General features: G+C 62.3%; 11 protein-coding genes. 1 reads left to right on the top strand and 10 read right to left on the bottom strand.

Going from position 1 to position 10,516, the window contains the following annotated elements; all coding sequences use genetic code 11:
* From KBZ15_RS10925 to KBZ15_RS10905, 5 genes are all read right to left on the bottom strand, one after another.
* Window positions 1-274: substrate-binding domain-containing protein (locus tag KBZ15_RS10925; protein ID WP_255015263.1), on the bottom strand; the 274-nt coding region annotated here is incomplete at its 3' end.
* The gene (locus KBZ15_RS10920; protein ID WP_255015261.1) at window positions 274-1,017 is read right to left on the bottom strand and encodes a DUF4239 domain-containing protein; all 744 of its coding nucleotides are present in this window, start codon (window positions 1,015-1,017) and stop codon (window positions 274-276) included. The genes KBZ15_RS10925 and KBZ15_RS10920, both read right to left, overlap by 1 nt.
* Before the next feature lie 56 nt (window positions 1,018-1,073).
* The gene (locus tag KBZ15_RS10915) at window positions 1,074-2,174 is read right to left on the bottom strand and encodes an ABC transporter substrate-binding protein (RefSeq protein ID WP_255015260.1); all 1,101 of its coding nucleotides are present in this window, start codon (window positions 2,172-2,174) and stop codon (window positions 1,074-1,076) included.
* A 234-nt stretch (window positions 2,175-2,408) separates the two neighbouring features.
* A complete protein-coding gene (gene pstS / locus KBZ15_RS10910) occupies window positions 2,409-3,416 on the bottom strand; it encodes a phosphate ABC transporter substrate-binding protein PstS (RefSeq protein WP_255015259.1) in 1,008 nt (335 codons plus the stop codon).
* A 177-nt stretch (window positions 3,417-3,593) separates the two neighbouring features.
* Window positions 3,594-5,249 (bottom strand): iron uptake porin, encoded by a 1,656-nt coding sequence (locus KBZ15_RS10905; RefSeq protein WP_255015258.1) that lies wholly within the window; start codon window positions 5,247-5,249, stop codon window positions 3,594-3,596.
* A gap of 333 nt (window positions 5,250-5,582) precedes the next feature.
* Between KBZ15_RS10905 and KBZ15_RS10900 the strand changes: the two genes are divergently transcribed.
* Window positions 5,583-6,170: a hypothetical protein gene (locus KBZ15_RS10900; RefSeq protein ID WP_255015256.1), complete on the top strand. Its 588-nt coding sequence runs from the start codon at window positions 5,583-5,585 to the stop codon at window positions 6,168-6,170.
* Here the strand turns inward: KBZ15_RS10900 and otsB are convergent.
* The 5 genes from otsB to KBZ15_RS10875 form a co-directional block, all read right to left on the bottom strand.
* A complete protein-coding gene (gene otsB / locus KBZ15_RS10895; protein ID WP_255015255.1) occupies window positions 6,167-6,967 on the bottom strand; it encodes a trehalose-phosphatase in 801 nt (266 codons plus the stop codon). The genes KBZ15_RS10900 and otsB overlap by 4 nt on opposite strands.
* Window positions 6,968-6,982: 15 nt before the next feature.
* Window positions 6,983-8,461: a maltose alpha-D-glucosyltransferase gene (gene treS, locus KBZ15_RS10890; RefSeq protein ID WP_255015254.1), complete on the bottom strand. Its 1,479-nt coding sequence runs from the start codon at window positions 8,459-8,461 to the stop codon at window positions 6,983-6,985.
* Between the two features lie 14 nt (window positions 8,462-8,475).
* Entirely contained in the window at window positions 8,476-8,625 is a 150-nt protein-coding gene (locus tag KBZ15_RS10885; RefSeq protein WP_255015253.1) for a hypothetical protein, read from the bottom strand.
* Entirely contained in the window at window positions 8,618-10,078 is a 1,461-nt protein-coding gene (locus tag KBZ15_RS10880; protein ID WP_255015251.1) for a trehalose-6-phosphate synthase, read from the bottom strand. Before KBZ15_RS10880 ends, KBZ15_RS10885 begins: the two co-directional genes overlap by 8 nt.
* Window positions 10,079-10,184: 106 nt before the next feature.
* Window positions 10,185-10,516 (bottom strand): hypothetical protein (locus KBZ15_RS10875; RefSeq protein WP_396123443.1); only part of this gene is annotated, 332 nt, incomplete at its 5' end.

Here is a 10,516-nt window from a genome sequence, read left to right as displayed (position 1 = left end):
GGGAGGGCGGGCTGTCGGTGACGGCGAAGTCAACCTGCCCGGCCAGGAAGGAGCGGATGCTCGCCCCCGAACCCACCACTTCCAGCTCGGCAACGATGCCCGGGTGAACCGCGAGCTGGTTGAACCAGCGCAGGAAGGCCGAGGCGGCAAAGGTGCTGGTGGCTCCGCGCAACGGGGGGAGCGCGGAGCCATCCGTGGGATTCTCCGTGGAGCCGCCAGTGCAACCTGCCAGCAGGGCCGCGAGCGCCAAAGCAGCAGCGCAGGCACGGGGCATCACAGGCTGCGCTCCAGCGCCACCTCAATGGTGGCCGTGATGTCGATCAGGCCATTGGCGATCGGGTTGGCGTAGACAAACAGCATCACAGCTGGCACCGGAGCGGCCAAAAGGAGAATCGTGGCCACCCAGGTGGTGGTCCAAGCTCCCCCCTGCACCAAAAAGGCCAACAGCGCCAGGGCGAAATACATCACGGCAATGGCCAGCCAGAGCCGCGCCGGGAGGGTCTGCCGGGCCAGTGAGAGGCGCCGCTCCCGGGCATCGATGAGGTCGAAGCTGAAGTCGCTGGCCCTTTCCATGTAGCTGGCGGATTCCGGGGTGACCACCCCCCCCTCGGGGAGGCTGGCATCGGGGCTGGCTAGAAAATCCCTCAGGCGGTCAATACGTTCCTGGGTTATCTCGCTGCGCTGACCTAGGAGCATGGCCTGGGCCTCATCATGGGCAACCGAGTCGGCGTAGTCGTAGAGCAGCCGCCGGGCCTCGATGCGCTGATCCACTGGCAGCACGGACATCACTGCGCCAAGTTTGTTGATCGTAACCACCTCCTCGGTGAGGGCCGTGCGCAGGATGGTGAACTGGAAGATCACATTGGAGAGCAGAAATGCGGTGGTAAGGGTATACAGCGACCCAAGCGGACTGAGCAGGCCAGGCTGCAGCTTCAGGCTGCCGCGGGCCTTCACCCAGCGCGCCAGAACAAGGGCCCCAGCGGTGAGCACCACGAAGGCAAGATAGATGAGGAGCACTCCCCCCCGGAGCAACAACGCGTCTAAACCAACAAGGCCGGGGGGTAGGGCTGGCATCAGTGAATGAAGGCTCCATCGCGGCCCATCGAGAAGGTGAGCTCGACAAAATCACTCCCCTGGCGGCGCTGGGGGCTGAAGCTGACGCGGTAGCCGCCCAGATTCACACTGCCCATGGCTTCGATGCTGCGGATCAAGCCGGCGCGGGTGAGGTCGGGGCCCGCCGCCCGCAGCGCCCGCACGAACAGGGTGGCAGCGATGTAGCCCTCCAGGCTGGAGAAGCCGTAGCGGATCCCGCTGCGGTTGCGACGGATTGCGTTCTGGTAGTCGCGCACCACCGGCACCCGGGGATTCCAGGGGAAGGGCACCACCTGGCTGATGCCTACCCCGTGGCGATGCTCGGGGGGCAGGGAGCGGATCAGAGCATCGCTGCCCACCGCTGACACCGTCATTACCTGGGCGTCGCTGCCCTGCTTGCGCAGGTTGGGGATGAAGCTGGAAGTAGTGCCGTACGTCGACACGATCAACACCGCATCTGGCAGGGCGAGGGCAACCCGCCGGGCCACCTCGCGCGTATCCCGGGAGTTTCGCTCCACCGGGATCTCGAAGAGGGGCCGCAGGCCCCGGCTGGCAAGGGCCTTGCGGGCCCCCTGCAAACCATCGCGGCCGTAGGCGTCGTTCTGGTAGACAACGGCGATGGCACCTTTTCCATAGCGGAGCAGGTGGCGCACGATCGCCTCGATCTCTTGGTGATAGCTGGCGCGGATATTGAAAATCAGGGGATTGACGGGCAAGCGCAGCAGCTGGGCACCAGAAAGGGGGGCTATCAGGGGAACCCTGGCCTGCTCGATCAGGGGCAGCACCGCCTGCACCGTAGGAGTGCTGAAGTAGCCGAAGAGGGCAAATACTTTGTCGCCCTTGATGAAGCGCTCAGTGTTACGGCGAGCCAGGGCAGGTTCTAAACGGTCGTCTCGATACACCATCACGAGCTGCCGGCCATGGATGCCTCCCCGGGCATTTACCTGCTCGAACACCTCATGGGCGCCGGCGCGGAACTCCAGGCTTTGCTGAGCGGAGGGGCCACTGAAGGCTGCCGACTGGCCGATCAGGATGGAGCGGGGCCCAACTCCCACCTCCGCCCGAGCAGGCAGGGAAACCAATCCGGCCCAGCCCAGCCAGGCATGCCCAAGCCAAAAACCCAACCACCATGCCTGCCGTAAAATTGGCCTAGGGGGAAGCAGGGGCATCAAAGTACGTTTACAGACTTAGTTCATCAATTGGTTGAGATTGCCAATCAAGCCGGCCGATCGACTGGGGCCGCCTGGAGGTTGGCAGAAAAAAGGGGCCCGAAGGCCCCTTAGATAAACTGAATCAGCAATTCTCAGGGATTCAGATCACTGGCCGATCTTGGCGACGGCTGCCTTGGCCCGCTTCAGCACATCACCCTTGAGGGGAACGTAATCGAGCTCAGCTGCCATCTTCTGGGCCTTGGGAGATAGGGCCCAGAGCAGGAACCTACGCACATCTGAAGCTTTAGAACCATTGCCCTTCTGATAGGCAAGGATCCAGGTGAAAGAAGCAATCGGGAAGGCGTTAACACCAGCGGGGTTGCAGTCTTCGCCGCCCAGATTTGCATCCAGCTTGACGCCATTAAGGGCTGCAGCACCAGTTGTGTCGTTGGCCATCACAAACTTACCGGCCTTATTTTGCACGGCAGCTGCTTTGATCTTGCCCTTTACATAGGCCTGGTTGAGATAGCCGATCGAGCCTGGAGTGTTGCTGATCACACCGGCCACACCCTCATTCCCCTTGCCACCCACACCGACAGGCCACTTGACGGCCTTGCCCTTGCCGACTTTGCTCTTCCACTCGTTGGAGAAGCAGGCCAGGGAGTTGGTGAACACGTAGGTGGTGCCCGAACCGTCTGAGCGGTGGGCAACGGTGATTTTGCCCTTGCCACACTTGAGCTGATCCCACGTAGTGATCTTGCCCAGGAAGATATCGGCTACCTGCTGCTGGGTGAGCTTGAGGTTCTGGCAGCCAGGGTTGTTGTAGGCCGGCGTAACGGTGCCACCCACCATGGGGATCTGGACGACTCCGCGGGAGCCAGCAGCGCCTTTTTTGAAGTCGGCAGCCTGGAGCTCTTCATCGGTGCCGCCGAAGTCAACGGTGCCTGCCAGGTACTGGCGCACGCCCGCTCCTGAACCTACCGACTGATAGTTGACCTTGTTCTTGGTGTCCTTGAAATACTCCGCGGACCAGCGGGAGTAGATGGCATTGGGAAAGGTTGCCCCGGCACCACTGATGGTGGCCTGGGCAAGCGCAGGGATGACGGCAGAAGTTGTGCCTGCACCGATCGCAGCAACGGTACCGACAATCAGGGCCTTCTTGGCGAAGGTCATGGAAAAAGACTTTTGGGGTCTCTTAATAAATAGCAACCAGCCCACCCAGGCGTCGTTATCGGCTGGTTAAGGGAGGACCAAAAATGCCAATAAAAAGCCCCCATTGCTGGGGGCTTGATGGTGTGTGTGAGAGATAGTCGAGGTGCGGTGAGGAGTGAATCGACTGCCAGGCAGAGATCAGAACTTGAAGGTCGTCTGGATCACGCCGCCCCAGGTGCTGGAGCCAGCATTGAGGTCGTTGTAGTTGTTATCGATCCAGAAGATGGCAGGGGTAATGGAGATGTTGTTGCTAACCTGATACTTGTAGTGAATTTGATACATATAGCCAGGAGTCTGCTTGCTAGCACTGGTGCTATTAGAACTAGTTACGTACTGTGGTGCACCAATTGCAAAGCCTGCCTCGTTACCCTTGACAAAGACATCTTTCCAGTTGAGACCAACCATCCATGACCAGATGTCTGCGGATGGGCGCGTACGAGCGGTGTCACCGGCTGAATAGTTAGTATAACTAAATCCGCTCGAAATCGAGGGAAGCCATTTGACATCCAGCGGCACCCAGTAGCCAGCCAGTGAAACGCTGTTGCTTTCCTGGCCAGGGCCAAGCCGACGGAAGAAGCTGCTCGAGGGGCTGTTGGGATCCCTCAGCTGGGCATTTTCCGAACCGTAGCGGTAGGCAACAGCCGCGCCCCAGTTTTGGCCCTTCACACCAAATTGGGCGAGGATATTTTGAGCACTATCATTCTCAAATGCTCCAGTAGTTGATTCTGCGTAATACGCCCTCTCGGCAGTCTGAGAAACCCAGTTCAAGTCAAAGGCTGCAAAAGGCTTGCCCTTAGCAACATTTTGCTTCCAAGTTAAGCCCGCGCCAGCACCAGTTGCCTTGTTGTAGGTTCCTGTGGCCCCAGCCAGGTTAAAGAAATCAAGGATATCAGAGCTGAAGGCTGTGGGAAGGAACGACAGCATTTCGGTGTTCCTAACGAGGGCACCGGCGGTTAACTTAACTTCCTTGCCTACTGGGAAGGTATAGAAAAGTCGATCGATCCAAACAGTGGAGGTTGAAGCGTTGGTAGGATTTTCCTCAGCCTTATCGAGCTTGAAGACATTGCCGCTGCTGCCAAAAGGATCAGCATTGAAATTACCGCTGCGCAGGCGGGTGCGCAGCAGATCCTTACCGCTGAAGCTGGTGTCAAAACTCAACCTAACGTCATAGTTAAAGGCTGTCTTGTTATGGTTTGTTCTTTTCTTTACGTCGGAAATAGCTCCAGTTTTGGCATCAAGCTTCTGACCGGTCACCACATCGGCGAACCAATTATCGACACCGCCGACGATCATGCTCACTTCACCACGCAGCTTGGTGGTGGTGGAGAACTGCTGGGCCTCCAGCTTGCCCACCTTCTTCTCGAGGCCATCGACGCGGCCGCGCAGGGTGGCCAGTTCAGCCTTGAACTCATCCATCAAGCGCTGCAGCTCGTCGGTCACTTCGGTGACGCGATCCAGGCAGGCATTCAGCAGGGCCGCCGCTTCATAGCGGGTCATGGCGTTGCCGCCCTTGTAGGTGCCGTTGGGGTAGCCGGCCACGCAGCCGTACTTCTCCACCAGGTTGCTCAGCGCCTGGTAGGCCCAGTCGGTGGGCTGCACATCGGAAAACTGGTTGACGCTGGTGACCTGGTTTTTGGATTCCCAGGCACGGAAACGATCAACATCTTGCTGTTGCATGTACTCGTTGATGGCAGCATTGCCGCCCAACGAAGCCAATTCATTTGCGGAAGCGGCCATGGGGGCCACCAGGCCGGTGCCGGCTAAAGCCAGCAGCAGCTTTTTGGAAAGGGTCATCGGGTCCTCACACCGATAGGGATGGCTTCAGAAAGAAGCCAGGCGCAACCTAACCAGCAGGGATTGGCCCGGCCAGCAGGTGGGCTACAGGGTGGATGTATCGCAGAGCACCTGGTCAAAGGGGGCTTTCTGTGCTGCATCTGCCAGCAGATCTGCTGCAGCCAGCCCTAATTGCCATCCATACAGTTGAACTGGGCTCCCTGTTTCCACTGTGGTGATGAAGCATCAGCATCAACGAACATTGCAGGCGCTGTTTGATCACCCGATCCAGCACAACCTGCGCACCGATGCGGTGGAGGCATTGCTGGAGCAGCTTGGCGCCAGCGCGGGAAGGTGCTGTTCCTTCGTGCCGCCTCTGGCCCGCAGCGCACCCACCTCGATGGGGAGGGGATCCTGCGGCTGCGCCACTGGTTACAGCAGGCGGGCATCACGCCCGACCATCCCGACGCCATCACCACCCAGGCCGCCCGGGGCGACCAGGCCCGGCGGCTGCTGATCCACCTCGACCACAAGGGCGCTCGCCTGTGGTGGCTGGAGGGGGAGGAGGTCCACAGGGCTGAGTTGATCCCCCATGGACTGTGGGATTGCGGGCAACGGCTCAGCCATCGCCACGACCGGGACATCGCTGGCCAGAGAGCTCCCCTGGACCACGCCTACCTCAGTCAATTGGGCCAGGCGGTGGCTGAAGCGGATCGGGTGCTGCTGGTCGGCCATGGTCGGGGCCAGAGCGACCTGCGCCATCTTTTGGAGGAGCACCTGCGCATTCACCAGCCGGCGCTGTTGGGGCGCCTGGAAACCGTGGCCATCGATGACACCGCCTGCACTGAAGATCAGCTGCTGGCACTCGCCCGGACCCATTTCGGCAATGCACCCCATCGGCAGCCATTGAAAATTCCAGGCCAGGAGTGGCGTGAGCTCTAAATGCGGTCCAGGAGCCTGAGCCATTGGGCCACACCGGCAGGGCCACTGAGCCGGTAGGGCGCGCTGCTCCCCTGCCAGCCGGGGCCCACCCGCACACCGATCACGCCGGGCCAGTTGCTGAACACGTCTTCATCGGTGTTGTCATCCCCGCAGTAGAGGCGCAGCGGCTCCCACAGGCCCCGGGCCGCCGCCGAGCGCTCCAGCAACTGCACGGCATGGGCCTTGGTGTGATCGATGGCCGGGCGGATCTCCAGCACCATGCGGCCGCGCCGCAACCTGAACAGACCATCGGCCTGAATCTGGTCCAACACGGGCAGCAGCTGCTGGGCCAGCGCCTGGCGCTGATCCGGGGCCAGGGCACGGCTGTGCAGGCTGAGGCTGAGGCCCTTGTGCTCCAGCCAGGCCAGGGGCCACCGGGAGAGCTGCTCGCCCAGTAGCTCGGCTACGGCATCGAGCTCGGGCCGGCGGGCTTCGGCCTCGGGATGGCGCCAGATCTGGCCGCCACTGGCTATCTCCAGGCCATGGTTGCCGGCCAGGCTGAGGTGGGTGGCCACAGCCCCCAGCTGCCGCCGCAGGTCGTCGAGACTGCGGCCGCTGATCACCGCCAGATCAAAAACCGGTGCAGCTTGCCGCTCCGCCAGTCGCTGCAGCACCCCTGCCAGGGAATCCGGCAGGCGACATTGGCTCGGATCGCTGCGGATCGGCACCAGGGTGCCGTCGTAATCCAGATAGAGCAGCACGGCAGCGGCACTGCCAATGGCCCCGCTCAGGGATTGGCGTGGCAGGGGAACTGGCACGGTTACTGGCACGGCTTAGGCAGGCTCCAACAGAAACCACAGCGATTCGTAGGGGGCCAGATTGAGGAAGTAGGGCGCCGCCTGGATCTGCGGGAATCCGTGGTTGCCACTGAAATGCACCGGCCGCAGGCCGGCGTAGGCCTCCAGCTCCAGGTGCACGGGCTGGACGGTGGCCGCCAGGTTGTGCACCAGCAGGGCAGTGGTGCCGCGGTGGCTGCGGGTGAAGGCCACGATGCTGCGACAGGAGACCTGCACGAAGCGGATCTCGCCGCGGCTGAACACCGGCTGACTGCTGCGAAGCCGCAACTGGTGGCGCAGCCAATGCAGCAGCGATGCGGGCGAGCGCAGCTGGGCCGCCACGTTGACTGCCTGGTAGTTGTCGAGCGGATCGGTGAGCACCGGCTTGTAGAGCCTCGAGGGATCGGCCGATGAGAAGCCGGCGTTGCGATCGTCCGACCACTGCATCGGCGTGCGCACCCCATTGCGATCGCCCAGGTAGATGTTGTCGCCCATGCCGATCTCGTCGCCGTAGTAGATCACCGGAGCACCAGGCAGGCTGAGCAGCAGGCTGTAGAGCAATTCAATGCGGCGGCGGTCGTGGTCTAGCAGCGGTGCCAGGCGCCGTCGGATGCCGACATTGAGCATCATGCGCGGATCGCGGGCATATTCGCTGGTTAGGTAATCGCGGTCGGCATCGGTCACCATCTCCAGGGTCAGCTCATCGTGGTTACGCAGGAAGGTGGCCCACTGGCAATCGGCGGGGATGGCGGGCAGGGTTTCAATGCAGTCGATCAGGGGCCGGTTGTCTTCACGCCGCAGCGCCAGGAACAGGCGCGGCATCAACGGGAAGTTGAAAGCCATGTGGAATTCATCGCCTTCGCCGAAGTAAGCCACCAAATCGTCTGGCCACTGGTTGGCTTCCGCCAGCAAAATCCGGCCCGGGTATTCCCCATCGATCAGGCGGCGCATGCGCCGGCAAAAGGCATGGGTTTCCGGCAGGTTTTCGCAGTTGGTGCCCTCGCGCTCAAACAGGTAGGGAACGGCATCAACCCGGAAGCCATCGATGCCCAGATCCAGCCAGAAACGCATCACATCGAGGATCGCCTCCTGCACCGGCAGATGGTCGTAGTTGAGGTCGGGCTGGTGGCTAAAGAAGCGGTGCCAGTAGTAACGCTTGGCCTGGTGATCCCAGGCCCAATTGGAGTGTTCCGTATCGCTGAAGATCACCCGGGCTTCCGGGTAGCGATCATCGCTGTCACTCCACACGTAGTAGGAGAAAAAGGGAGAATCGGGACCCTGCCTAGCCTTTTGAAACCAGTGGTGCTGATCGGAGGTGTGGCTGATAACCAGATCCGTGATCACCCGCAGATCACGCTGGTGGGCCGCTTCGGTGAGCTGCTGAAAATCAGCAAGGCTGCCAATCGAGGGATCAATCTCCAAAAAATCAGAAACGTCATAGCCGTCATCGCGCAGGGGTGAGGGGAAAATCGGCATCAACCACAAACAGCTCACCCCAGACTTTCGATATAATCCAGCTTCTCGATCAGGCCGCGCAGGTCGCCGTTGCCATCCCGGCTACTGTCCTTGAAACCGCGCACATACACCTGATAGAAAACGGCATCGAGATGCCAGTGGCCGCCACCATTGAGCTCAGCCATGGGCCGCCAGGGGCACCAGAGCGATGCTGTCGGAGAGGATCTGGCCGCCCCAGCGGTAGACGTTGTGCTCCGCCACCTGGCTGCGCATCAGGGCCATGCGCCGCTGGCGTTCCAGCTGCGGCATGGCCAGGGCTATGGCCATGGCCGTCGCCAGCTCCTCTTCGCTGAAGGGATTCACCTGGAGCGCTCCCCCCAGCTCCAGGGCGCTCCCAGCGAAGCGGCTCAGGATCAGCACCCCATCGCCATCAATGCGGGCAGCCACGAACTCCTTGGCCACCAGGTTCATGCCATCGTGCAGGGAGCTCACCAGGCAGAAGCGTCCCAGGCGCTGCAGGGCGATCAGATCGGTGAGCTCACACCGCTCGCTGCAGAGCAGCACCGGTTGCCAGTGGCCATCCCCCCAGCGGCGGTTGATCTCCTCGGCAAGGGCCTCCAATTCGGCATGCAGGGCGCCGTATTCACAGATATGGCTGCGGGAATTGGCCAGCTGCTGCACAAAGCGAAAGCGACCGCGCAGATCCGGCCGCTGCAGCAGCAACTGGTCCACCGCCCGCAGGCGCTGGGGCAGACCCTTGGTGTAGTCGAGCCGATCCATGCCCACCCCCAGCAGGTCCGGCTGGATCGCCCCAAGCCGCTGCCGCCAGCGTCCCATCGCCGCCTCCACCGCCGGGCAGGCGGCCAGCTGGTTCCAGTGGTCGTAGTCGATGCTGATCGGATAGGTGGCCACCCGGGTGGGATGGCCGCCGCGGCCCACCTGGGTGGCCGCCTGGTGGAAATTGGCGGCGTGGGCTGGAATCTGAAAGCCCAGGAGATCGTTGCCCAAAAGGCCTTCCACCAGCTCATCGGCGTAGGGGAAAGTGCGCAGCAGCTCCAGATTCGGCCAGGGCACATGCCAAAACTGCACCAGGGTCAGCAGCGGGTTGGCCCGGCGCAAAATTGGCGCCACCAGGGCCAGGTGGAAGTCCTGCAGGAACACCAGGGCAGGGCCATCGCCGGCCTCCTGCAGCACGGCCTCAGCGAAGCGCTGATTCACCAGCCGATAGGTGTGCCAGTGCTCCGGATCGCACAAGGGCGGCACGAAGGCCACATGGCAGAGGGGCCAGAGGCCGCGGTTGGCCAGATTGTTGTAGTAGCCATCGCACTCGGCATCGCTCAACCAGATACGCCGCAGCCGATAACGGGGCTGGTCGGGGGGTACCGCCACCCCGTCGCCGGCATCGACGCAGCGGCGATCGGCCGTGCCACTGCCATGGGCGATCCAGGTGCCCCCACTGGCCTCCGCCAAAGGCTCCAGGGCCGTAACCATGCCGCTGGCGGGCCGCTCCGCCACCACCGCCCCATTGCGACTGCTGTGGATCCAGGGCTGCCGGTTGGAGGCCAGAATGAGTGGCAAATCCCCCAACCCCTGGCGGATCAGGGCCTGCAGACGGCCGCGGTTCCAGGAGGGGGTCATGCAAGGCACTGACAAGCAGGCTCAGCCTGGAGCTGGTGCCATGCCGCGTTTGGGAATCCAGCAGGGATGACCCAGCTGTGCGGCAATCGTGCGGGAATCGTGCCGCTCAGCCCCAAGGGCCGGCAAGTCGGCCCAAACCCAGCTTCAGCCTCGCCAATTTGCTGCTGGCGCCACCGCCCCAAAGCAGATCGCGCCGCAGCCGGCCGCGCTGCTGAGCGGGCAGCAGCTCCTGTGCCAATTCGCTCCAACGCTCCCAGCAGTGGCTCTGGCTCACGTTTAGTAGCCAGGCCAACTGGGGCAGTTTCAGCTCCAATTCGCTCTGCAGCTGATCGTTGATGGCGCGCTGGAGCACCAGCAGGTCGTTGCATTCACCCAACAGCTCCTGGCCGCGCTTGAAGCGCCCGATCCCTGGGGCGCTGCTGGGGCCCTGGAGGGGAG

The organism is Cyanobium sp. BA20m-p-22, assembly GCF_024346275.1.
In the GTDB taxonomy this organism is placed as follows: Bacteria; Cyanobacteriota; Cyanobacteriia; order PCC-6307; family Cyanobiaceae; genus Cyanobium_A.
Note: the sequence above shows the minus strand (reverse complement) of the source record. Positions and strands in the feature narration are given on the sequence as shown.

Bases quoted from the DNA above. Each gene is read 5' to 3' on its own strand.
- pstS (WP_255015259.1), bottom strand. From the start codon at position 3,416: ATGACCTTCGCCAAGAAGGCCCTGATTGTCGGTACCGTTGCTGCGATC.
- KBZ15_RS10905 (WP_255015258.1), bottom strand. From the start codon at position 5,249: ATGACCCTTTCCAAAAAGCTGCTGCTGGCTTTAGCCGGCACCGGCCTG.
- treS (WP_255015254.1), bottom strand. From the start codon at position 8,461: ATGCCGATTTTCCCCTCACCCCTGCGCGATGACGGCTATGACGTTTCT.
- KBZ15_RS10885 (WP_255015253.1), bottom strand. From the start codon at position 8,625: ATGGCTGAGCTCAATGGTGGCGGCCACTGGCATCTCGATGCCGTTTTC.
- KBZ15_RS10880 (WP_255015251.1), bottom strand. From the start codon at position 10,078: ATGACCCCCTCCTGGAACCGCGGCCGTCTGCAGGCCCTGATCCGCCAG.